We start from the raw sequence: 21,619 nt of genomic DNA, 5'->3' as shown, positions 1-21,619 counted from the left end.
ATTTCCTCCAACTGTCTTTTTTCTAGAAACGCTTCAGGGCTTTCAGAACTATTGCGGGCGTGATCGGAATCGAATTGATCGTGGCACCGAACGGCGCGAGCGCATCGTTGACGGCATTGAGCACGGAGGCGGACGCCGCCGCGGTGCCGGCCTCGCCGACCCCCTTGGCACCGAGCTCGGTGTCGGCGGTCGGCGTCTCGACATGGGCAATGAGGATGTCGGGCATCTCCATCGGCATCGGCACGAGGTAGTCGGCGAGCGAGCCGTTCACGAGCTGTCCCGTCTCGCTGTAGCGGCATTCCTCGAACAGCGCCGCGCCCAGCCCCTGCACGATGCCGCCGCGAAGCTGCTCGTCCACCAGCATCGGGTTGATGACCCGGCCGCAATCCTCGACGATGAAATGCTTCAGGAGCTTGATGAAGCCAGTGTCGACATCGACCTCCAGCGAGCAGCCCTGAATGCCGTTGGTGAAGGCAAAGGGATAGCCTTGCGGGGCGAAATGATGGCTGACGGTGAGCTGCGCCTGCGTGCCCGGCGGCAGCGTATCGGAGCGGAAATAGGCAATGCGCGCGATCTCCGAGATCGGCATGCGCTGGTTCCGCGTGCTTGCGTCCACGACATCGCCATTGACGATGTCGAGGGCCGACGGCTGCTCCTGAAGGATGAGCGCGGCGATCTCCAGAATGTTGCGCTTGAGCGCGCGCGTCGCCTGGAGCGCGGTCTCGCCGCCGATGCCGGCGCCGCGGCAGGCCCAGGTGGCACCGCCATGCGGCGTCACCTCGGTATCTCCGGTGATGACCTTGACGTGCTCCTGCGCAAGGCCGAGCTGATCGGCCACGATCTGGCTGATGATCGCCTCGGTGCCCTGCCCCTGCTCAGTGACCGAGATCAGGCAGCGCACCTCGCCCGACGGCGTCAGGCTGACGATCGCCCCGTCCTGCGAGGAGATGCGTGCGCCGCCGACGCCATAGAACGCCGGGCTCGGGTTGGTGATCTCGACAAAGGCGGCAATGCCGATGCCGCGGTAGATGCCGCGCTTGCGCAACTCCACCTGCTCGGCACGCAAGCCGGCGTAGCCCATCATCTCGTGCAGGCGCCTGAGGCACGCCTGATGCGACAGCGCCTCGAAGCGGTAACCGGTCGGAGAGGTCTGCGGATAGGCGTCATCGGCGATCACGTTCTGCGCGCGGATGGCGAAAGGATCGAGGCCGAGCTTCACCGCCGCCATATCGAGCATTCGCTCGGTGACGGCGCAGGCGATGGGATGGCCAACGGCGCGATACTGGCTGGTCTGCACCTTGTTCTGGAAGATCACCTCCAGCGTGGCGCGGTAATTCCTGAAGCGATAGGGCGCGCCGATCAGACGGATTACCTGGTTGCCCTCGACCACGCTGGTGCGTGGATAGGTCGAGAACGCGCCGATCGCGGTCAGATCGAGCACGTCCATTGCGAGAATCTCGCCCTTGGCGTCCAGCGCCATGCGGGCCCGCACGCGGTGGTCGCGGGCGTGGATGTCGGAGACGAACGATTCAATGCGATCGGCGACGTACTTCACGGGACGGCCGAGCAGGATCGAGAGGCCGACCACCGCCATGTCCTCGTGATAGACATGCAGCTTCATTCCGAAGGAGCCGCCGATGTCGGTCGCGATCACGCGAACACGGGCTTCCGGGATGCCATAGTGGCGCGAATAGAGGTCCTGGAACTGGTAGGGCGTCTGGGTGCCATGATGCACGGTCAGCATCCCGGCGGCGGGATCATAATCCGAGACGATGGCACGCGGCTCCAGCGTCACCGCGGTATGGCGGCCGAAGGAAAATTCCTCCTCCACCACATGGGCTGCATGCGCGAAGGTGTCATCAACTTTGCCGCTGTCGAGTTGGCTGCGGAAGCAGATATTGCTCGCGCTGCCGGGATTGACCAGCGGGCTGCCGGCCTCCCGTGCGGTGTCGATGTCGACGACGATAGGAAGGTCCTCATAGTCGACCTCGATCAGCTCCAGCGCATCCTCGGCGGTCGCACGGTTCTCGGCGACGACGGCGACCACCGCCTGTCCGGCCCAGACCACGCGATCCAGCGGCAGCGGCAATTGCGGCGCGGAGGTCATGCCCTTGAAATGATCGAGCGTGCCGGTCCAGGGCGTGCAGATCTTTGCGAGATCCGCACCCGTCGCGACGAGATGCACGCCTTCCAGCGCGCGCGCCTCGTCGGTCTTGATCGAGATGATCTTGGCGTGGGCATGCGGACTGCGCAGGAACGCAGCATAGAGCATGCGCGGCAGACGGAGGTCGCTGACATATCGCCCGCGACCGGCAAGCAGGCGCTTGGCATTCGGCCTCGGCAGGGAACGGCCGATGTAGGAGTTCGGGCGGTCGAGCGAGGTCAGCGGCGCCGTCATCTCGCGTCTCCGGCGCTGCGTGCTTTGGCGACAGCGTCGATGGCGTCGACGATGGCTTCATAGCCGGTGCAGCGGCAATAATTGCCCGACAGCGCGTCGCGGATCTGCTCGCGGCTCGGTTGGGCAATCTGCGAGAGCAGCTCGCAGGCGTTGACCAGCATACCCGGCGTGCAGAAGCCGCATTGCAGCGCGTTGCGGCGATGGAATTCGGCCTGGAGGTCGGCGATCGCCCCGCTCTCGGTGAGACCCTCGATCGTATCGATCCTGGCGCCGTCGGCCTGCACCGCGAACATCAGGCAGGAGTGCACGGCGCGGCCGTCGATCTGCACCAGGCAGGCGCCGCAGGCGCCCATCTCGCAACCGGCATGCGTGCCCGTCAGCTCGAGCTTGTCGCGCAGGCAATCAACCAGCGTCTCGCGGGGCGCAACCTCGCAGGCGACCTTGCGGCCGTTTACGACGAAGCGGACCCGCACAGTCTCATCGGCCTCGTCCAGCAGGGTTTCGTCAAAGCCTCTCATGCGCCCTCACCGAGACGTCCAAGCAGGCGGCCAAGCAACACGCGGGCGAGGTGCAGGCGCATCGCCGGCGGCACCTCGTCGTTCTCGGGCGGCGCGAGATCACCCTCGAGCGCCGCCTGCGCGGCAGCGATATGTTCCGCATCGAGGCCGAAGCCGATCAGAGTTGCCTCAGCGCCTTTCACCCGCGTCGGCCTATTGCCGACGGAGAAGAAGGAGATGCGGATGTCGTCGATCCGATCACTCGTGAAAGTCGCGAGCATGCCGCAACCGACCAGCGCGTAATCCCCGCGCCGCCGCGCCAGTTCGTCGAACGCAAAGCGCTGATCGGCCTTGAACAGCGGAACGTAGATGGCCGTGATCAGCTCGCCGGGCTGCAATGCCGTCTCGAACAGGTCGATGAAGAACTCTTCGGCCTTCACGCGCCGACTGCCCGAGGGACCGGCGATCTCAATCTCGGCGTCCAGCGCCAAGGTCATCGCGGGAAATTCGGAAGCTGGATCGGCCAGCGCGACGCTGCCGCCGAACGTGCCGCGGTTGCGGATCGCGGGATGGGCGACGAAGGGTGCCGCGGCATGCAGCAGCGGCGCAAACTCCGCGATCAGCGGCTCGCTCAGCATCTCGCAGTGGCGCGTCAGCGCGCCGATGCGCAAATAGGCGCCTTCGCGCCTGATGCCGCGCAGCTCGGCAATGTGCGTGATGTCGACCAGCAGCCGCGGCGCCTGGAGCCGCAGTGACAGCGCCGGCACGAGGCTCTGGCCGCCGGCGATGAAACGCGCGTCGTCCCCGGCGCGCGCATGAGCGTCCAGCGCCTGGTCGATCGTCGCAGCACGAAAATAGCTGAAAGCCCTCGCCTTCACTGCCGTTTCCTCGAAATCCATCGGCTCATCAGCCGGGATGCCAGATTTGTAACCATCTGGTCTCAAAATCCTGACACGCCACCGGGAGGCGGTCAACAGGAAATGACCATTTGGTCACAAATGCGCCTTGGGCTATGAAGGCACCAAGACGTATGATTCAGCGACGAAATGGCCCGAAAAGCGCAGAAAACGCCGAAACGACTGGTCCGAAAGCGGACCGAGACAGGCAAGTCCGCGCCAAAGCGCCGCAACATGCGCGCGGCGGATCGGGAGCGCGCGATCGTGGACGAGGCGATCCGATTCTTTGCGGAGCGCGGCTTCGAAGGCCAGACCCGCGAGCTCGCCAAGCGCATGGGCATCACGCATTCGGCGATCTACCGTCACTTCCCCAGCAAGGAGGCGCTGATCGAGCGGGTCTACCAGGAAGTCTATCTCAGCCGCTGGTCACCCGATTGGGGACCGATGATCCGCGACCGGGCCTTGCCACTGGAGGCGCGGCTCACCCGCTTCTATCTCGACTATGTCGAACGCGTGTTCGAGTACAATTGGGTGAGGATCTTCGTGTTCTCCGGCATGAAGTCGTTCGGCATCACCAGCCGCTATCTCGACATCGTCCGCCGCGAGATCATCGAGCCGGCGGCCGCCGAGCTGCGTCATGAGCTGAAGTTGCCCGACGCAAAAGCTCACGCATTGAGTGAACGCGAGACCGAGCTGTTCTGGGGCTTGCACGGCCGCATCTTCTATCTCGCGATCCGCAAGTTCATATACGCGACGCCGATCCCGCCCGATCTCGGCGCCATCGTCCGCGACGCCGTCCAGACTTTCATGGACGGCGCGAAGACGACGATGCCAAAACTGGTAAGCAGTACGCCCCGGCTCGGCGCTTGACTTCACCTACTTTGCCAAACTCGGCAGATCGAGACCGTTGGCGTGCGCGCAGTCGATCGCCGTCTCATAGCCCGCGTCGGCATGGCGCATGACGCCGCTCGCCGGGTCGTTCCACAGCACGCGCTCGATGCGCCTGGCGGCATCCGGCGTGCCGTCCGCGACGATCACCATGCCGGCGTGCTGGGAATAGCCGATGCCGACGCCGCCGCCATGATGCAGCGACACCCAGGTCGCGCCGCTGGCGCAATTGAGCAGCGCATTGAGCAAGGGCCAGTCGGACACAGCGTCCGAGCCGTCCTTCATCGCCTCGGTCTCGCGGTTGGGGCTAGCGACCGAACCGCTGTCGAGATGATCGCGGCCGATCACGATCGGCGCTTTCAGTTCGCCCCGCGCCACCATCTCGTTGAAGGCGAGGCCCAGGCGATGGCGATCACCGAGGCCGACCCAGCAGATCCGCGCCGGCAAGCCCTGGAACTTGATGCGTTCCTTGGCCATGTCGAGCCAATTGTGCAGATGCTTGTCGTCGGGCATCAGCTCTTTCACCTTGGCATCGGTCTTGAAGATGTCCTCGGGATCGCCCGAGAGCGCAGCCCAGCGGAACGGCCCGATGCCGCGGCAGAACAAGGGCCGGATATAGGCGGGGACGAAGCCGGGGAAATCGAAGGCGTTCTTCAGGCCCATGTCCTGCGCCATCTGGCGGATGTTGTTGCCGTAGTCGAGCGTCGGAATGCCCTGCGCGTGGAAATCGAGCATGGCCTGGACATGGTCGACCATCGAGGTCTTCGACGCGCGCTCGACTGCCTTCGGATCAGAAGCGCGTTTCGCCTCCCAATCGGCCAGCGTCCAGCCCTTCGGCAAGTACCCGTTGATCGGATCATGCGCGCTGGTCTGGTCGGTGACGATGTCGGGCTTGACACCACGACGGACCAGTTCCGGGAAGATCTCGGCGGCATTGCCGAGCAGGCCGACCGAGACCGCCTTCTTCGTCTTCGCGGCCTCTGCCATGATCGCGAGCGCCTCGTCGAGCGTTGCGGCCTGGCGATCGAGATAGCCGGTGCGCAGGCGCATCTCGATGCGGCTCGGCTGGCATTCGACCGCGAGCATCGAGGCGCCGGCCATGGTCGCGGCCAGCGGCTGCGCGCCGCCCATGCCGCCAAGGCCGGCGGTGAGAATCCATTTGCCGGCCAGGCTGCCGCCATAATGGCGCCGACCGACCTCGACAAAGGTCTCGTAGGTGCCCTGCACGATGCCCTGGCTGCCGATATAGATCCAGGAGCCGGCCGTCATCTGGCCGTACATCATCAGGCCCTTACGGTCGAGTTCGTTGAAATGATCGAGCGTCGCCCAGTGCGGCACGATGTTGGAGTTCGCGATCAGCACGCGCGGCGCGTCCGCATGGGTGCGGAACACGCCGACCGGCTTGCCAGACTGGACCAGCAGCGTCTGGTCGGCTTCGAGCTTGCGCAAGGCCGCAACGATCCGGTCAAAGCTCTCCCAGTCACGCGCGGCGCGGCCGATGCCGCCATAGACCACGAGCTCGCTCGGGCGTTCCGCCACATCAGGATCGAGATTGTTCATCAGCATGCGCAGCGGAGCTTCCGTGAGCCAGCTCTTGGCGCTGATGTCGCTGCCGCGGGGCGCGCGGATGGTGCGGTCATTGTCCAGTCGGCGGTTCATGCGGACCTCTTCAGCTAAGTCTCGGAAATGGATCGGATGAAAGCGCGGCAGTCGCGACGCCCGTCAGCATGTCGGCCTCGATCAACGCAGCCGCCTTGGCGAGATCGCCAGCCATATAGCGGTCGGCACCGAGTGCCGGCACCTGCTCCCGCAATGCGGCGATGACGGCAGCAAGTGGCCCGCTGGTCGCATGCGGCGCGCGCAGCGTGATACCTTGCGCGGCGACCAGGAGCTCGATGCCGAGAATGGCGGCAAGATTGTCGGCCATGTCGGACAGGCGCCGCGCAGCGTGCGCTGCCATCGAGACGTGATCTTCCTGGTTGGCACTGGTCGGCGTCGAGTCGATCGAGCAGGCGAGCGCGCGCTGCTTGTTCTCGGCATAGAGCGCGGCGGCCGTCACCTCGGCGATCATGAAACCGGAATTGATGCCGGGATCGGGGGTGAGGAACGGCGGCAGGCCGAAATTCAGCGCGGGATCGACCAGCGTGGCAATGCGCCGCTCGCTGATTGCGCCGATCTCCGACAGTGCCAGCGCGATGGCGTCGGCAGCAAAGGCCACCGGCTCGGCGTGGAAATTGCCGCCGGAGACGATCTCGCCGGTCTCGACCAGCACCAGAGGATTGTCGGTGACGGCGTTAGCCTCGACGACTAGCGTGCGCGCAGCCTGCGTGATCAGATCGAGCGCGGCGCCCGTGACCTGCGGCTGGCAACGCAGGCAATAGGGGTCTTGCACGCGCTCGTCGCCTTCGAGATGCGACAGGCGGATGTCGCTGCCATCGAGCAATACGGTCAACGTCGCGGCCGCGGCGATCTGACCGGCATGGCCGCGCAGCGCCTGGATCTCGGGCCGGAACGGCGCCGTCGAAGCCATCGCCGCATCCACCGACAATGCGCCGGTGACGAGCGCGGCCTGCGCCAGGCGGAATGCACGCAGCACGCCTGAGATGGCGTAGGCGGTCGAAAACTGCGTGCCGTTGATCAGCGCCAACCCCTCCTTGGGGCCGAGCGTCAGCGGCGCAAGGCCGGCAGCTGCCAGCGCATCAGCGCCGGACACGGTTTTCCCGTCAACGATAGCCTGCCCTTCGCCGATCATCACCGCGGTCATATGCGCGAGCGGAGCGAGATCGCCGGAGGCGCCCACCGAGCCCTGCTGCGGCACGAGCGGATGGACACCCCGCGCCAGCATGTCCTGCAGTTGCTCGATCACCTCACGGCGCACGCCGGAGGCGCCACGGCCGAGCGAAATGACCTTCAGCGCCATCATCAGGCGGACGATCGGCTCGGGTGTCGCCGCGCCGACGCCGCAGCAATGCGAGATGATGAGGTTGCGCTGGAGCAGCGCGGTCTGATCGGGCGGAATGCGCTTCGACGCCAGCTTCCCGAAGCCGGTGTTGATGCCGTAGACGGGGACATCCGCGCGCGCAGCTCTTGCCACGATCTCCGCCGCTGCTTCGATGCGCGGCCAGAACGAGGGATCGAGCACGACGGGCGCACCATCGAGCACGCACGCGAGGTCATCGAGGCTGACTGTTCCCGGCTTGACGACGATCGCTGTGCCCTCGCTCGTCATTGTCCCCTCCACACCCGGCGGTGCAGCGGATTGAAGCCGATGCGGTAGACCAGCTCGGCGGGCCGCTCGATGTCCCATATCGCGAGATCGCACCATTTGCCGGCCTCTAGCGTGCCGGCTTCGCTGAGGATGCCGAGCGCACGAGCACCCTCACGGGTGACGCCTGCGATGCATTCGGCCACATTCATCCGGAACAGTGTCGCGCCCATATTCATCGTGAGCAGAAGCGAGGTCAGGGGCGAGCTGCCGGGATTGCAGTCTGTCGCGAGCGCCATGGCAACCCCATGCGTGCGGAATGCCTCGACCGGCGGCTTTTGAGTTTCGCGAATGAAGTAGAAGGCGCCGGGCAGCAGCACCGCTACCGTCCCGGCCTTCGCCATTGCGGCGGCGCCGGCCTCGTCGGTGTGCTCCAGATGATCGGCCGACAGCGCCGAGAATTTCGCGGCAAGCGCAGCTCCGCCGAGGTTCGAGAGCTGATCGGCATGCAGCTTGACCAGCAGCCCGAGCTCCCTTGCCGTCTCGAACACCCGTGCGGTCTGCGCAGCCGAGAACGCGATGCCTTCCATGAAGGCGTCAACGGCATCGGCGAGGCCTGCCTTTGCAACCGCCGGCAACATCTCCTTGCAGACGAGATCGATGTAACGGTCCTTGTCGCCATCAGCCTCGACCGGCAGCGCATGTGCGCCGAGAAAGGACGTGCGGATCGCAATCGGTCGCCGGCCTTCGAGGCTACGCGCGGCTGCGAGCTGCCGCATCTCGGTCGCAGTGTCGAGGCCGTAGCCCGACTTGATCTCGATCGTGGTTGCGCCCTCGCCGATCAACGCATCGAGGCGCGGCAGCGCACTTGCGACGAGATCGGCCTCGCTCGCCTTGCGCGTCGCGGCCACCGTCGACACGATGCCGCCACCGGCACGCGCGATCTCCTCATAGCTCGCGCCCTTCAGGCGCAACTCGAATTCGTGCGCGCGGTCACCGCCGTAGACGAGGTGGGTGTGGCAGTCGACAAGGCCGGGCGTGATCCAGCGTCCTCCGCAGTCGATCCGTTCGGCGGCATCGGCATCCGCCGGAAAATCGGCCTGCGCACCGGCATAGACGATGCGGCTGCCGCGCGCGGCGATCACGCCCTGTTCGATCTCGCCGAGGTCGGGACGGTCGGCCCGTAGCGTAGCGAGCCGGGCATTGTGCCAAATCCGGTCGAAGCGCTCTGCCATGCAACGGCCCCTTCGTGGGATGCTTGACTTATATGTCTAGACATATAATCGTGCGGGAGTTCTGTCCAGCCGGCATGGAAACATGACACGACTGCATTTCGCCTCCGCGCTCCTGCCCTCGGGCTGGGCCAATGACGTGCAGGTGGCGATCGCCGCCGGCGCGATCGCCGCGGTGACGCCGGGCGTGGCGCCGACCGCCGGCGACGAGCGCCATCAAATCGCGCTTCCGGGATTGGCGAGCCTGCACAGCCACGCGTTCCAGCGCGGCATGGCGGGACTTGCGGAGCTGCGCAGCGACAGCACCGACACGTTCTGGACCTGGCGCGAGACGATGTATCGCTTTGCACTGGCGATGACGCCGGACGACGTCGCGGCTGTCGCGACGCTGCTCTATGTCGAAATGCTCGAGCAAGGCTTCACCCGTGTCGGCGAATTCCACTACCTCCACCACGACTGCGACGGTTCGCCCTATGCGGATGTTGCCGAGATGGCCGCGCGCATCGCGCAGGCTGCTGAAGCATCAGGCATCGCCCTCACGCTGCTGCCGAGTTTCTATGCGCATGGCTCGTTTGGGGGAGCAGCACCGCATGCCGGCCAGCGTCGCTTCATCTGCTCGGTCGATCAGTTCGCCGCATTGATGGCTGCTTCGCGCAAGGCGGTCAGCGCATTGCCTGGCGCCAACATCGGCATCGCGCCGCACAGCCTGCGAGCGGTGACGCCGAACGAGCTCACGGCGATCATTCCGCTGGCCGAAGGCGGACCGGTGCACATCCATGCTGCCGAGCAGGTCAAGGAGGTCGAGGATTGCCTCGCCTGGTCGAGCCGCCGTCCGGTACAATGGCTGCTGGAGCACGCGCCCGTCGGTCGACGCTGGTGCCTCATTCACGCGACGCACGCGACGGACGAAGAGGTCAGCGCATTTGCCAAGACGGGTGCAGTCGCCGGCCTCTGTCCTGTCACCGAAGCGAGCCTCGGCGATGGCATCTTCCCCGCGCGCGAATTTCTTGCCGCTGGCGGAGCGTTCGGTGTGGGCACTGATTCCAACGTGCTGATCGGCGTCGCGGACGAGCTCCGTCAGCTCGAATACGGCCAACGCCTGAAACATCGCCAGCGCAACGTGCTCTCCAGTGGCACGGGCCGTTCGACGGGACGCACGCTGTTCGATCATGCGCTCGCGGGCGGAGCACGGGCGCTGGCGCAGTCGACGGTCGGCCTCACGCCCGGTGCGCGCGCTGACATCGTCACCCTCGACACTGCGCATCCGTCGCTGGGCGGACGTCAGGGAGATGCGGCTATCGACGGCTGGATCTTTGCAGCCGGCAGCGGTGCGATTGATTGCGTTTGGGCCGGCGGCGACAAGGTCGTCGAAGGCGGCCGGCACAGACTGCGTCAGTCAGCGCGCGAACGCTTCAATGTGTCGGTGCGGAGGCTCGTCGCATGAGCCTTGCCACTGATGCAGCCGACAAGCCGACCCTCTACAAGCGCATCCGCGCCGACATCGAGAAGCGCATCCTGACCGGCGAGTGGCCGCCCGGCCATCGCATTCCGTTCGAGCATGAGCTGGTCGCCCGCTACGGCTGCTCGCGCATGACCGTGAACAAGGCGCTGTCGGAGCTGGCACAGGCCGACCTGATCGAGCGGCGGCGTCGTGCCGGCTCGTTCGTGCGCCGGCCGCAGCATCAATCGGCGGTGCTCAAGATTGCCGACATTCGCGCCGAGATCACCGCCCTCGGCCGCGGCTACGGCTACGAGTTGATCGGCCGCAAGCTGCGCGCGGCGACAGCTGCCGACCGCGATCGCCTCGGCGTCAAGAAGGCGGGCAAGGTGGTCGCGATCAGCTGCCGCCACAGCGCCGACAACGTGCCCTTCGCCGTCGAGGACAGGCTGATCGATCTTGCATCCGTGCCGGATGCCGCGACGGCGGACTTCTCGCGCGAGCCACCCGGCTCGTGGCTGCTTCACCATGTCCCATGGACCGAAGCCGAGCACACGATCAGCGCCATCGTTGCAGACGATCGCACCGCGAGGGCGCTCGACATTGCCGTCGGCGCGCCCTGCCTCGTGATCGACCGCTACACCTGGCGCAGCGCGCGCACCATCACCGCCGTACGCCTGCTCTATCCCGGTGACTCTCACCGCCTTGTCGCCCGATTCAAGGGAGGCTGAGAGGATATGTCGGCACAATTCGTGCAACGCTTCGGGCAACGGTCCGGATGGACCGACAGTGATCAACAGGACGTCAATCCATCGATCGGTAAGAGGACGACAATCATGCGTAATTCAAAGCTATTTGCGACAATCATTGCTCTCGCGGCCGCCACTCCCGCACTCGCCGACGACGTCAAGGTCGGCGTCGGCATCTCCGGATGGACCGGCTTTGCGCCGCTGACATTGGCGAAGGAGGCCGGCATCTTCAAGAAAAACGGCCTCGACGTCACGATCAAGAAGATCCCGCAAAAGGACCGCCATCTCGCGATTGCCTCCGGCGACATCCAGTGCGCCGCGACCACGGTCGAGACCTGGATCTCCTGGAATGCCAACGGTGTTGCCACCAAGCAGATCTTCCAGCTCGACAAGAGCTATGGTGCCGACGGCATGGCGGTGCGCAACGACGTCGCCGCGATCAAGGACCTGAAGGGCAAGACCGTCGCCGCCTCCGCACCGGGCACCTCGCCCTATTTCGCGCTGGCCTGGATGCTGAAGAAAAACGGCCTCACCGTGAAGGACGTCACCGTCGTCAATCTCGAGCCGGCTGCGGCCGCGCAGGCTTTCGTCTCCGGCCAGAACGATGCCGCGATGACCTATGAGCCATATCTGTCAACGGTGCGTGCCGCGCCCGACAAGGGCAAGATCATCGCCACCACGCTCGACTATCCGATGGTCATGGACACCTTCGGCTGCACGCCGAAATTCCTCACCGAGAACCCGAAGGCCGCCAAGGCGCTCGCCGACAGCTATTTCGAGGCACTCGACATGATCGCCAAGGATCAGGCCAAGGCCTACGCGACCATGGGCGCCGACGTGAAGCAAACCGGCGAGCAGTTCGGCAACTCGGCGAAATATCTGCGCTGGCAGGACAAGGCCGCGAACCAGAAGTTCTTCGCCGGCGACTTCCTGACCTTCAACAAGGAAGCTGCCGAGCTCCTGCTCGAGATCGGCATCATCAAGGCCGCGCCGAAGGTCGAGGACCTCTACGACGCGAGCTTCATCAAGTAGGTTTCTGCAAGCCGCCGGTTCCGCCACGAGGCGGAGCCGGCTCGTGATCGACTATTCGGATAGACAGTTTGATGCGTCCCCTGGACCCTGTTACATCGAGGCAGCGCGTGGCCTACGGCCTTGCGTTCTTCGTGCTGTTCGTTGCCCTCTGGTCGTGGGCGACGTTCGGCGGCCATGTGTCGAAGACCTTTCTCGCCAACCCGCTGACCATGGTGCAGGAAGGCTTCGACCTGCTCACCAAGCAGGGATTCGCATTCGACATCGGCATGACGATCTGGCGCGTCGTCGGAGGCTTTGCACTCGCCGCAATCATCGCGGTGCCGCTCGGCGTGCTGATGGGAGCCTACAAGCCGGTCGAGGCGTTCCTCGAACCGTTCGTCTCCTTCGCACGCTATCTGCCCGCTTCCGCCTTCATCCCACTTCTGATCCTGTGGGCCGGCATCGGCGAGCTGCAAAAGCTGCTCGTCATCTTCATCGGCTCGGTATTCCAGGTCATCCTGATGGTCGCGGTGACGGTCGGCGCGACACGGCGCGATCTGGTCGAGGCGGCCTATACGCTGGGCGCCCGCGACCGCGGCATCATCCGCCGGGTGCTGCTGCCCTCCTCCGCGCCCGAGATCGCCGAGATCCTGCGGCTGGTGCTGGGCTGGGCCTGGACCTACGTCATCGTCGCCGAGCTGATCGGCTCGTCCTCCGGCATCGGCCACATGATCACCGACAGCCAGGCCCTGCTCAACACCGGCCAGATCATCTTCGGCATCATCGTGATCGGATTGATCGGCCTGATCTCGGACTTCCTGTTCAAGGCGTTCAACGCCTGGCTGTTTCCCTGGAAGCTCGCATGACGACGCTCAAGATCGAACAGGTCTCGCGCACCTTCCCAGCGCGCCACGGCAACGCGCCGACCAGGGCGCTGGAGCCGACCGACCTCGTCATCGGCAACAACGACTTCGTCACCATCCTCGGTCCCTCCGGCTGCGGCAAGTCCACGCTGCTCCGCATCGTCGCCGGCCTCGACCGTCCGACCAGCGGGCGCGTCACGCTCGACGGGCGCGAAGTGACCGGCCCGGGCGCCGATCGCGGCATGGTGTTCCAGTCCTATACGCTGTTCCCCTGGCTGACGGTGCGCGAGAACATCGCCTTCGGCCTGCGTGAGCGTGGCGTGGCGCAGGACGAGCGGAACAAGATTGCCGACGCCTTCATCCGCCAGGTCGGATTGTCCGGCTTCGAAAACCATTGGCCGAAGCAGCTCTCCGGCGGCATGCAGCAGCGCACGGCGATCGCACGTGCGCTCGCCAATGATCCGAAGATCCTGCTGCTCGACGAGCCCTTCGGCGCGCTGGACAACCAGACCCGCGCCTTGATGCAGGAGATGCTGCTGGGAATCTGGGAGCGCGACCAGAAGACGGTGCTGTTCGTGACCCACGACATCGAGGAAGCGATCTTCCTCGGCAGCCGCGTCATCGTCATGAGCGCGCGTCCCGGCCGCATCAAGGCCGAAATCAATGTGGACCTGCCGCATCCACGCTCCTACAAGATCAAGACCACGCCGGAATTCGTCCAGCTCAAGGAGCGGCTGGTCGAGGAGATCCGCACCGAGGCGCTGAAAGTTGCCGAACATGCCTGACACCCACCCCCGCGCCGACGGAATTCGCGTCCTCGCCGACCTCCATGCGCTGCGCGCCATGGGCGCCTACAAGACCGGCGTGCACAAGCCGACCTTCTCCGAGCCGCACAAGCTTTCGCTGGAGTGGCTCGTTCAGAAGTTGCCCGAGGCCAACCTCTCCGCGACGATTGACGGCATCGGCAATGTCTTCGGCACCAGCTCGAAGCCCGGGCCGAAGCTGCTGGCGGGCTCGCACCTGGAAAGCCAGAACTACGCCGGCTGGCTCGATGGCCCGCTCGGCGTCGTCTACGCGCTCGAGGCGGCGCGCGTGCTCAATACCGATCCATCGCTCAACGGCGCGGTCGAAGTCGCCGCCTGGTGCGACGAAGAGGGACATTTCGGCCATTTCCTCGGCTCGCGCTCCTATGTCGGACAGGTGACCGAGGCTGATATCGACGCCGCGCGCGACCGCACCAGCGGCCGCACCATGCGCGATGCGCTTGCCGACATGGGTCTCGCCGGACGCCCGCGCATCGCCGTCGAGCCGGGGCGGCACGTCGGATATCTGGAAGCGCATATCGAGCAGGGCGACACGCTCGAAAGCGGCCGCCTCGCGATCGGCGTCGTGACCTCCATCGTCGGCATCTGGCAGTACCAGATCAATTTTTCCGGTGAGCAGAACCACGCCGGCACCACGCGCATGGCGGTGCGGAAGGATGCGGGGCTGGCGCTGGCCAAGTTTTGCGTCGCGATCGACGAACGCTTCCCGGCCGCCTGCGGCCCGCGCACGGTCTGGACCACCGGGCGCATCACGCTCGATCCGGGTGCGCCGAGCATCATTCCGGGCGGAGCAGAGATGCTGTTCCAGATCCGCGACGACGATCCGGCTGTCATCGCGCGGCTGGAGCAGCTGCTCTGGACCATGGCGGACGAGGCCAATGCGAACGGTCCCTGCACCGTCACCGTTGCAAAGCTGCGCAGCGGTGCGCCCGCCATGATGAATTCCGGCTTTCAGGATGCGATCGAGGCCGCGAGCAAAGCCGTCGCCGGCGGCCGGTCCGTCCGCATGCCCAGCGGCGCCGGGCACGATGCGCAGATGCTGGCAACCGTCATGCCCGCGGGCATGCTGTTCGTGCCGTCGATCGGCGGCATCAGCCATCACTGGACCGAAAACACCGCCGACGCCGATATCGTCACCGGCGCAGAGGTGTTCGTCGATGCTTGCCGGCGCATTCTTGGCAACTAAAGCCAGCCCGGGAAGCGCTGCGTCCGGGGAACGAGTCGCTGCGCTCGCAATGACGGCGTATGAGGCATGGGCTCGTTCTCCAAACACCACCGTCATTCTCGCGAAAGCGGGGAATCCAGTACGCTGCGGCGTCTCGATTCAATCACTGCCGTCTCGGAGTACTGGATCGCCCGGTCAAGGCCGGGCGATGACAGCGAGTGACTGGAGGCAGACACGCCTTCGCATTCTCGCGGCTGGATTCGCCCGAGCTATGCTTGGTCGCGCCACCCTCTAAGCCAAAAGGGCGCAGGGAAGGCCGGGTGCCGGCGGCACCCGCGGTCCGCTGCGCGAAGATGTAGCGCAAGAAGACCGCACAGCAGCATACAGGTGAAGCCCAACACACGGCCTTCCCTGCGCGATGGTCGGACGGCTTATGCCGTGCTCTCCCGGGAGCCGAGTTCGTTCTGGCCTCCCTCACCCTGCGAAATTCACCGGCACCGCGCCGGTTGACGCGACTGCCGCCTCCGCAAGAGCTTGACCGTAGCAACGACGGCCAGGACCACACGGTTTTGCCGTACGCACGGCCCGCCATTTCGCCGCAGTTTTCCCAGCCCTGTCGACGGAGCCGGAAACTTACAGACGAGACGAAACCTAGCAGCGCCGCTCGTCCGCACGCAGTTTCGGGCTCACGGAGAGCAATCCGCCCTGCCCTTGACCTCTCGTGCACGACGCTGCCGCGTCCACCGCAAAGCCCGGCTCGCGAAAATGACGACCTCATGATCGCCCCTCCTGGATGAGCCGGGATGGGCAATGCATACGACAAATCCGAATTTCGGTAAAGTGGAATATTTATATGCGATGGGATTGACACGGGAGCGAAACACCGAGCTTCCCGGCGTCATTCCGGGGCGCCGCAAAGCTGCGAGCCCGGAATCCATTTAACCGCTTGTACTGCGGCCCGATGAATTCCGGGCTCGATGCTGCGCATCGCCCCGGAATGACTGGAGAGCTTCACCCCTTGCGCGGCACCGGCGTCCCATCCGCCATGGTCGTTGCGCCCTTCCGTTCCACGATCATTCCGTAGGCCCGCGGCTGGCGGTGGACGTCGAAATTGAAGGTGGTGCGCTTGTAGGAGTTGCAGAGATCGAGATCGCAGCGCGCCAGCGCGATCTCGTCGCCCTTGGTGGTGCAGGCCGCCATGATCTCGCCCGAGGGCGCGATGATGCAGCTGCCGCCGATGTGGTCGACGCCCTCCTCGATGCCGGCCTTGGCGACGCCGACCACGAAGGTGCCGTTCTGATAGGCGCCGGCCTGCATCACCAGATGATTGTGGAACAGCGAGAGATCGTCATGCTCGGGCGCGGGCGGATTGTGCACCGGCGTGTTGTAGCCGATCAGCACCATCTCGACGCCCTGCAGGCCCATGACTCGATAAGTCTCGCTCCAGCGGCGGTCGTTGCAGATGGCCATGCCCATCACGCCGCCGAAGGCATCGGCCACGCCGAAGCCATGGCCCGGCTCGAAGTAGCGCTTCTCCAGATGCTGAAACTCGCGCCACGGCTCGTGCTCGGCATGGCCGGGCAGATGGACCTTGCGATACTTCAGGACGATCGCGCCGCTCTTGTCGACGAGAATGGAGGTGTTGTAGCGCCTGACAATTCCGGCCTCGACCGTCAGCTCGGCATAGCCGAGGCAAAAGCCGATCCCGAGCTCGCGCGCGAGATCGAACAGCGCCTGCGTTTCAGGGCCCGGCATCTCGCGCTCGAAGAAACTGTCGATCTCGGCCTGATCCTCGAAATACCAGCGCGGAAAGAACGTGGTCAGCGCCAGCTCGGGATAGATGATCAGGTCGCAGCCGCAGGCCCGGGCCTGCCGCATTAAGGTCATCAGCCGCGCCATCACCGCGGTCCTGGTCTCGCTCCTCGCGATCGGGCCGAGCTGGCCGGCTGCAATCGTCACAAATCTCGCCACGCGTCATTCCTTCGTTTTTCCGAGTGCGCCGGGCTCGAGCCTGCGCCGCACGCACAGGCCGCCTCGGCCCATCATCCTCATGGCACAATCAAATTCCGTGCCTGCGGGTATCATCCTGCGGGCGCCGGGCGAGCGCCGCCGAAACCCAGGGAATTCGTTGCCGATCTGCAACGGTTCCCCGCGATCTGAAGCCGGACAAAACAAACTCCCATTCCGGCCACGAACCGCTTTCACAAGGCCGTGAGACTATCAGGGGAACGAGGATGCGTGCACAACGCGTTTGGAAAGTGAATGGGGCCGCCAGCATCGGGCAGCTTCAATCGAGACTGGACGATCTGAACAAGCGCCTCGGCCAGCTTGAAAGCCAGCATTCGGATAGCGGGACGCTGGAAGAGCTGAGAGCGATCGCGCTCAGTCTGTCGCGCGAGATCGACGACATCCGCTGCGCCGAGGCCACGGCGGCCTTGAGCGAGCTGCTGCGGAGATAGCCGGCACCTGCGATTCGCATCGCGCGCAGGGGAACCAAGCTCCGCCGCCGCCATTTCCATGCAGGGCATGGAGCCAGATCATGAGCAGGCGAGCCGTCTCGCCCGCGACGGCCGCCTTCACCATCGCGCGCCATTTCGCGCTGTGAGGGATTTCGCATGACATCGGACCCCGAGGAGTCGGTGCGGCTGCAGGGCTACGGCGAGATGACGCTGCGCACGGCCGTCGAGACCTTGATGCTGCTCGCGCCGCGCGAGCGATCCGAGGCCGCCGTCTTCCGCGTCCGTGATGATGTACGTCTGGCGCAAAGCGAGATCGCCGAGCTCGCATCAAGCTGGGGCATCGAGCCGGCGCCCAACGTGCGATCGCCGAGACTGGTCCCGGAGCAGCACTGGCAAGACGTCGTCCGCGGCATGGTGCGCGAGGCCCCGCTGCCGTCGCTGATGGTGGCGTTTCTGCTGGGGGTGCTGGTGGCGAGGCGGTAGACGAGTCTCGGGCCGCCGCGCAGCGACAAATCATCGGTCTCGGCGAAAGAGCCATGCCGGCGCGGCAAGCCGCCCTGCCCGGCCAAATCCGCCGTGGACCCGCTCCGAAAATCGTTGCAAAAAGGCGCTCCCGAGGCGCTGGCGGCCGGTCCGCCAAGTCTCTGGGAAACGTCGATTTTTGGAAGAATGGTCGGAGTGGCAGGATTCGAACCTGCGACCCCTGCGTCCCGAACGCAGTGCTCTACCGGGCTGAGCCACACTCCGACAAGAAGGCGGCTTATAGCGTCGGGTTTGACGCACTGCAAGCGGCCGAGCCGAGGAATTTTATCCCTGTGAAAACGGGTCTTGAAACGCTGATTTTGCCGGCCGGCGAGGCCGGCGCGGAAGCCGCCGCCCGGACCCTGGCCGCCGGCGGGCTGGTCGCGTTTCCGACCGAGACGGTCTACGGGCTCGGCGCGGACGCCGCCAACGCCACGGCAATCGCCCATCTCTACGCCGCCAAGGGGCGGCCCGCGTTCAATCCGCTGATCGCGCATGTCGCTGACCTCAAGGCCGCGCGGCGAATCGGGCGGTTCGACGCCCGCGCGCTGAAGCTTGCGGAGGCGTTCTGGCCGGGGCCGCTGACGCTGGTGGTGCCGAAGACCGACGGCTGCCCGGTGGCGGATCTCGCCACCGCCGGCCTCGACACGGTCGCGATCCGTATCCCCGCCCATCCAGTGGCGCAGGCGATCCTCCGCGCCTTCGGCGGCGCCGTGGTGGCGCCGTCCGCCAACATCTCCGGCCACGTCTCGCCGACGCTCGCCGCCCATGTCGCGAGCGACTTGTCGGGGCGGATCGACCTGATCGTCGACGGCGGGCCGGTCGCGGTGGGAGTCGAATCGACCATCGTCGGCTGCTTCGACGTGCCGATGCTGCTCCGTCCCGGCGGGCTCTCACGCGAACGGATCGAGGCGGTGCTGGGCGCGCCGCTGGCGCGGCCGCCGCTGCAAGCCGAAAGCGACGACAGCCAGCCGCTGGCCCCGGGCATGCTGGCCTCGCATTACGCGCCGCGCGCCAATGTGCGGCTCAACGCGCGCGAGGTTGCACCGGGCGAAGCGCTGCTGGCGTTCGGCCCCGCGCGGCTGCCGGGCGTCGAAGCTGCCGACGCCGTCATGAATCTGTCGCCCACCGGCGATCTCGATGAAGCCGCCGCCAATCTGTTCGGCTATCTTCGCAGCCTGGATGCCAGGGCGCCACGCGCGATCGCGGTGATGACGATCCCCGAGGAAGGACTTGGCGAAGCGATCAATGACCGGCTGCGCCGGGCTGCCGTCGTGCGGTGAAACGGATGAGCTTGGTCGGACCGATGCGAGCCGAGGGTTCACCTCTCCCGGAGGGAGAGGTCGGGTCGCATCGCGAGATGCGATCCGGGTGAGGGGTTGCGGCGCCTCATTGGACGCTGCGGCCCCTCACCCGGATTGCACTGGACGATGCTCCGCATCGCCAGGCGCAATCCGACCTCTCCCCGCTGGGGAGAGGTGAGCCACGGACGACCGATCGAGCCAAATTTCACTGTGTTCTAGCGTGTAGCGGTTTTCCGATTACATCGTGCGCAAGGTATAAGTAGCGGAAATGAAAGAAGACGACATGAACATCAACACATCCGCGACCCCGCCGCTTGCGCCCGAGCTGATCGACCAATTCCGCAAGATCGTCGGCGACCGCCACGCCATCACCGACGCAACCGACATCGAGCCTTACGTCACCGAGGAGCGCAACCTGTTCCACGGCCGCTCGCCGCTGGTGCTGCGCCCGGGCTCGACCGCGGAAGTCTCCGCGATCTGCAAGCTCGCCTCCGCGCACAGCATCGCGCTGGTGCCGCAGGGTGGCAATACCGGGCTCGTCGGCGGACAGACGCCGCACAATGGCGAGGTGGTGGTGTCGCTGCGCCGGCTCGACAAGATCCGCGAGGTCGACACCGCCTCCAACACCATGACCTGCGAGGCCGGCGTGGTGCTGCAGATCGCGCAAGCGAAGGCGGCGGAGGTGGACCGGCTGTTTCCGCTGTCGCTCGGCGCCGAAGGCAGCTGCACCATTGGCGGCAATCTCTCGACCAATGCCGGCGGCACCGCGGCGCTCGCCTATGGCGTTGCCCGCGAGATGGCGCTGGGCCTGGAGGTGGTGCTCGCCGACGGGCGCGTGCTCAATCTGCTGTCGAAGCTGAAGAAGGACAACACCGGCTACAATTTGCACAACCTCTTCATCGGCGCCGAAGGCACGCTCGGCATCATCACGGCGGCGACGCTGAAGCTGTTCCCGAGGCCGCGGGCGGTGGAGACCGCCTTCGTCGGGCTGAAATCGCCGGCGGCGGCGCTCGAGCTGCTCACGATCGCGCAAGGCGAAGCCGCCAATGCGCTGACGAGCTTCGAGCTGCTGTCGGAGATGGCGGTCGATTTCTCGGTGCGGCACGGCATCGACGTGCGCGATCCGCTCGAGGCGAAGCATCCCTGGTACGTGCTGATGGAATTGTCCGCATCCAGCGAGGACGCCCGCACGCCGCTGGAGGCGATCCTGACCCGGGCCATGGAGGAGGAGATCGTCGACGACGCCGTGATCGCGGCCAACCTCACCCAGCGCGCCGGCTTCTGGAAGCTGCGCGACGAGATGTCCGCAGCGCAGAAGCCGGAGGGCGGCTCGATCAAGCACGACATTTCCGTGCCCGTCGCGGCGGTGCCCGCCTTCATCGCCGAGGCCGACGCCGCCGTGGTGAAGCTGATCCCCGGCGCGCGGCCGGTACCGTTCGGCCATCTCGGCGACGGCAACCTGCACTACAATGTCAGCCAGCCGGTCGGCGCCGATACGGCGGATTTCCTGGCGCGCTGGCACGAGATGAACGCGGTGGTGTTCGAGATCGTGCTGCGCATGGGCGGCTCGATCTCGGCCGAGCACGGCATCGGCGTGCTCAAGCGCGACGAGCTGCCGGAGGTGAAGGACAAGACCGCGATCGAGCTGATGCGCTCCATCAAGGCGATGCTCGATCCGCTCGGCATCATGAATCCGGGGAAGGTGCTGTGAGCGTCCCCCCTGCTCCGCTCGCAATCCGCGCGATCGCGGATGCCGATGTCGAGATGGTCGTCGCGCTGTGGCAGCGCTGCGGCCTGACGCGGCCCTGGAACGATCCGCATGCCGACATCGCGCTGGCGCGGCAGCGCGACAATTCCACGGTGCTGGTCGGCCGCGACAACGGCGCGATCGTCGCAACTGTGATGGTCGGCCATGACGGCCATCGCGGCTGGGTCTATTACGTCGCGGTCGATCCCGACAGCCGGAAGCGCGGCCATGGCCGCATCATCATGGCGGCGGCCGAGGACTGGCTGCGCGCGGCCGGAATTCCAAAACTGCAGCTCCTGGTCCGCCGCGAGAATGCGCAGGCCAATGCATTCTACGGATCACTGGGCTTCGAGCTATCCACATCCGTGATGTTCCAGAAGTGGCTCGACGGCCGCACCACCACGCCAAGCAACTGAGATCG

19 protein-coding genes and 1 tRNA gene are annotated in these 21,619 nt (G+C 65.8%); 12 read left to right on the top strand and 8 right to left on the bottom strand.

All coding sequences use genetic code 11. The features are described 5' to 3' along the window. Positions 1 to 22 precede the first annotated feature (22 nt). From ACSHT2_RS28440 to ACSHT2_RS28430, 3 genes are read right to left on the bottom strand one after another with little or no spacing between them, the layout of a single operon-like run. Positions 23 to 2,398, bottom strand: a complete 2,376-nt coding sequence (locus tag ACSHT2_RS28440) for a xanthine dehydrogenase family protein molybdopterin-binding subunit (protein ID WP_440638038.1) — start codon at positions 2,396 to 2,398, stop codon at positions 23 to 25. Continuing rightward, positions 2,395 to 2,916, bottom strand: coding sequence for a (2Fe-2S)-binding protein (locus tag ACSHT2_RS28435; protein WP_440638036.1), 522 nt, complete (start codon positions 2,914 to 2,916; stop codon positions 2,395 to 2,397). The genes ACSHT2_RS28440 and ACSHT2_RS28435 overlap by 4 nt, the downstream gene beginning before the upstream one ends. Next, the gene (locus ACSHT2_RS28430) at positions 2,913 to 3,773 is read right to left on the bottom strand and encodes an FAD binding domain-containing protein (RefSeq protein ID WP_440642948.1); all 861 of its coding nucleotides are present in this window, start codon (positions 3,771 to 3,773) and stop codon (positions 2,913 to 2,915) included. The genes ACSHT2_RS28435 and ACSHT2_RS28430 overlap by 4 nt, the downstream gene beginning before the upstream one ends. Positions 3,774 to 4,025: 252 nt before the next feature. On the opposite strand from ACSHT2_RS28430, the gene ACSHT2_RS28425 reads away from it, so the two are divergent. Next, entirely contained in the window at positions 4,026 to 4,661 is a 636-nt protein-coding gene (locus ACSHT2_RS28425) for a TetR/AcrR family transcriptional regulator (RefSeq protein ID WP_440638034.1), read from the top strand. Between the two features lie 6 nt (positions 4,662 to 4,667). On the opposite strand, the gene hutU is transcribed toward ACSHT2_RS28425, so the two are convergent. The 3 genes from hutU to hutI are packed head-to-tail and all read right to left on the bottom strand — an operon-like array spanning position 4,668 to position 9,119. After that, positions 4,668 to 6,338 (bottom strand): urocanate hydratase, encoded by a 1,671-nt coding sequence (gene hutU / locus ACSHT2_RS28420; RefSeq protein ID WP_440638032.1) that lies wholly within the window; start codon positions 6,336 to 6,338, stop codon positions 4,668 to 4,670. A 10-nt stretch (positions 6,339 to 6,348) separates the two neighbouring features. Further along, positions 6,349 to 7,908, bottom strand: a complete 1,560-nt coding sequence (gene hutH, locus ACSHT2_RS28415) for a histidine ammonia-lyase (RefSeq protein ID WP_440638030.1) — start codon at positions 7,906 to 7,908, stop codon at positions 6,349 to 6,351. Next, positions 7,905 to 9,119 carry an imidazolonepropionase gene (gene hutI, locus ACSHT2_RS28410; protein ID WP_440638028.1) on the bottom strand — a complete coding sequence of 405 codons (1,215 nt, stop codon included), beginning with the start codon at positions 9,117 to 9,119 and terminating at the stop codon, positions 7,905 to 7,907. Before hutI ends, hutH begins: the two co-directional genes overlap by 4 nt. Before the next feature lie 82 nt (positions 9,120 to 9,201). On the opposite strand from hutI, the gene ACSHT2_RS28405 reads away from it, so the two are divergent. From ACSHT2_RS28405 to ACSHT2_RS28380, 6 genes are all read left to right on the top strand, one after another. Beyond that, entirely contained in the window at positions 9,202 to 10,560 is a 1,359-nt protein-coding gene (locus tag ACSHT2_RS28405) for a formimidoylglutamate deiminase (protein ID WP_440638026.1), read from the top strand. Then, positions 10,557 to 11,285, top strand: a complete 729-nt coding sequence (gene hutC / locus ACSHT2_RS28400; protein ID WP_440638024.1) for a histidine utilization repressor — start codon at positions 10,557 to 10,559, stop codon at positions 11,283 to 11,285. Before ACSHT2_RS28405 ends, hutC begins: the two co-directional genes overlap by 4 nt. Before the next feature lie 105 nt (positions 11,286 to 11,390). Next, a complete protein-coding gene (locus ACSHT2_RS28395) occupies positions 11,391 to 12,335 on the top strand; it encodes an ABC transporter substrate-binding protein (protein WP_440638022.1) in 945 nt (314 codons plus the stop codon). Positions 12,336 to 12,406: 71 nt separating this feature from the next. Further along, positions 12,407 to 13,180, top strand: coding sequence for an ABC transporter permease (locus tag ACSHT2_RS28390; protein ID WP_440638020.1), 774 nt, complete (start codon positions 12,407 to 12,409; stop codon positions 13,178 to 13,180). Continuing rightward, on the top strand, positions 13,177 to 13,962 hold the full coding sequence (locus ACSHT2_RS28385; protein WP_028178011.1) for an ABC transporter ATP-binding protein: 786 nt from the start codon (positions 13,177 to 13,179) through the stop codon (positions 13,960 to 13,962). The genes ACSHT2_RS28390 and ACSHT2_RS28385 overlap by 4 nt, the downstream gene beginning before the upstream one ends. Next, entirely contained in the window at positions 13,955 to 15,187 is a 1,233-nt protein-coding gene (locus ACSHT2_RS28380) for a Zn-dependent hydrolase (protein ID WP_440638018.1), read from the top strand. Before ACSHT2_RS28385 ends, ACSHT2_RS28380 begins: the two co-directional genes overlap by 8 nt. A 990-nt stretch (positions 15,188 to 16,177) precedes the next feature. On the opposite strand, the gene ACSHT2_RS28375 is transcribed toward ACSHT2_RS28380, so the two are convergent. Continuing rightward, positions 16,178 to 17,137 carry an N-carbamoyl-D-amino-acid hydrolase gene (locus ACSHT2_RS28375; RefSeq protein WP_440638016.1) on the bottom strand — a complete coding sequence of 320 codons (960 nt, stop codon included), beginning with the start codon at positions 17,135 to 17,137 and terminating at the stop codon, positions 16,178 to 16,180. Between the two features lie 263 nt (positions 17,138 to 17,400). On the opposite strand from ACSHT2_RS28375, the gene ACSHT2_RS28370 reads away from it, so the two are divergent. Both ACSHT2_RS28370 and ACSHT2_RS28365 read left to right on the top strand, forming a co-directional pair. Further along, positions 17,401 to 17,625: a hypothetical protein gene (locus ACSHT2_RS28370; RefSeq protein WP_440638014.1), complete on the top strand. Its 225-nt coding sequence runs from the start codon at positions 17,401 to 17,403 to the stop codon at positions 17,623 to 17,625. Positions 17,626 to 17,781: 156 nt separating this feature from the next. Next, positions 17,782 to 18,108: a hypothetical protein gene (locus ACSHT2_RS28365; RefSeq protein ID WP_028176935.1), complete on the top strand. Its 327-nt coding sequence runs from the start codon at positions 17,782 to 17,784 to the stop codon at positions 18,106 to 18,108. Between the two features lie 187 nt (positions 18,109 to 18,295). Here ACSHT2_RS28365 and ACSHT2_RS28360 read toward each other — a convergent pair. Beyond that, positions 18,296 to 18,372 (bottom strand) — tRNA-Pro (locus ACSHT2_RS28360). Between the two features lie 68 nt (positions 18,373 to 18,440). On the opposite strand from ACSHT2_RS28360, the gene ACSHT2_RS28355 reads away from it, so the two are divergent. From ACSHT2_RS28355 to ACSHT2_RS28345, 3 genes are all read left to right on the top strand, one after another. Continuing rightward, positions 18,441 to 19,430 carry an L-threonylcarbamoyladenylate synthase gene (locus tag ACSHT2_RS28355; RefSeq protein ID WP_440638012.1) on the top strand — a complete coding sequence of 330 codons (990 nt, stop codon included), beginning with the start codon at positions 18,441 to 18,443 and terminating at the stop codon, positions 19,428 to 19,430. Between the two features lie 304 nt (positions 19,431 to 19,734). Then, positions 19,735 to 21,162 (top strand): FAD-binding oxidoreductase, encoded by a 1,428-nt coding sequence (locus ACSHT2_RS28350; protein WP_440638011.1) that lies wholly within the window; start codon positions 19,735 to 19,737, stop codon positions 21,160 to 21,162. Next, complete coding sequence (locus ACSHT2_RS28345) at positions 21,159 to 21,614, top strand: GNAT family acetyltransferase (protein ID WP_440638009.1); 456 nt, start codon at positions 21,159 to 21,161, stop codon at positions 21,612 to 21,614. Before ACSHT2_RS28350 ends, ACSHT2_RS28345 begins: the two co-directional genes overlap by 4 nt. Positions 21,615 to 21,619 lie beyond the last annotated feature (5 nt).

The organism is Bradyrhizobium sp. PUT101 (assembly GCF_052043945.1).
Classification (GTDB): domain Bacteria; phylum Pseudomonadota; class Alphaproteobacteria; order Rhizobiales; family Xanthobacteraceae; genus Bradyrhizobium.
Note: the sequence above shows the minus strand (reverse complement) of the source record. Positions and strands in the feature narration are given on the sequence as shown.

Coding starts and splice junctions, on each gene's coding strand:
- hutC (WP_440638024.1), top strand. CDS start 10,557: ATGAGCCTTGCCACTGATGCAGCCGACAAGCCGACCCTCTACAAGCGC.
- ACSHT2_RS28365 (WP_028176935.1), top strand. CDS start 17,782: ATGACATCGGACCCCGAGGAGTCGGTGCGGCTGCAGGGCTACGGCGAG.
- ACSHT2_RS28440 (WP_440638038.1), bottom strand. CDS start 2,398: ATGACGGCGCCGCTGACCTCGCTCGACCGCCCGAACTCCTACATCGGC.
- ACSHT2_RS28385 (WP_028178011.1), top strand. CDS start 13,177: ATGACGACGCTCAAGATCGAACAGGTCTCGCGCACCTTCCCAGCGCGC.
- ACSHT2_RS28435 (WP_440638036.1), bottom strand. CDS start 2,916: ATGAGAGGCTTTGACGAAACCCTGCTGGACGAGGCCGATGAGACTGTG.
- ACSHT2_RS28405 (WP_440638026.1), top strand. CDS start 9,202: ATGACACGACTGCATTTCGCCTCCGCGCTCCTGCCCTCGGGCTGGGCC.
- ACSHT2_RS28390 (WP_440638020.1), top strand. CDS start 12,407: ATGCGTCCCCTGGACCCTGTTACATCGAGGCAGCGCGTGGCCTACGGC.
- ACSHT2_RS28395 (WP_440638022.1), top strand. CDS start 11,391: ATGCGTAATTCAAAGCTATTTGCGACAATCATTGCTCTCGCGGCCGCC.
- ACSHT2_RS28380 (WP_440638018.1), top strand. CDS start 13,955: ATGCCTGACACCCACCCCCGCGCCGACGGAATTCGCGTCCTCGCCGAC.
- ACSHT2_RS28370 (WP_440638014.1), top strand. CDS start 17,401: ATGCGTGCACAACGCGTTTGGAAAGTGAATGGGGCCGCCAGCATCGGG.
- hutU (WP_440638032.1), bottom strand. CDS start 6,338: ATGAACCGCCGACTGGACAATGACCGCACCATCCGCGCGCCCCGCGGC.
- hutI (WP_440638028.1), bottom strand. CDS start 9,119: ATGGCAGAGCGCTTCGACCGGATTTGGCACAATGCCCGGCTCGCTACG.
- ACSHT2_RS28425 (WP_440638034.1), top strand. CDS start 4,026: ATGCGCGCGGCGGATCGGGAGCGCGCGATCGTGGACGAGGCGATCCGA.
- ACSHT2_RS28350 (WP_440638011.1), top strand. CDS start 19,735: ATGAACATCAACACATCCGCGACCCCGCCGCTTGCGCCCGAGCTGATC.
- hutH (WP_440638030.1), bottom strand. CDS start 7,908: ATGACGAGCGAGGGCACAGCGATCGTCGTCAAGCCGGGAACAGTCAGC.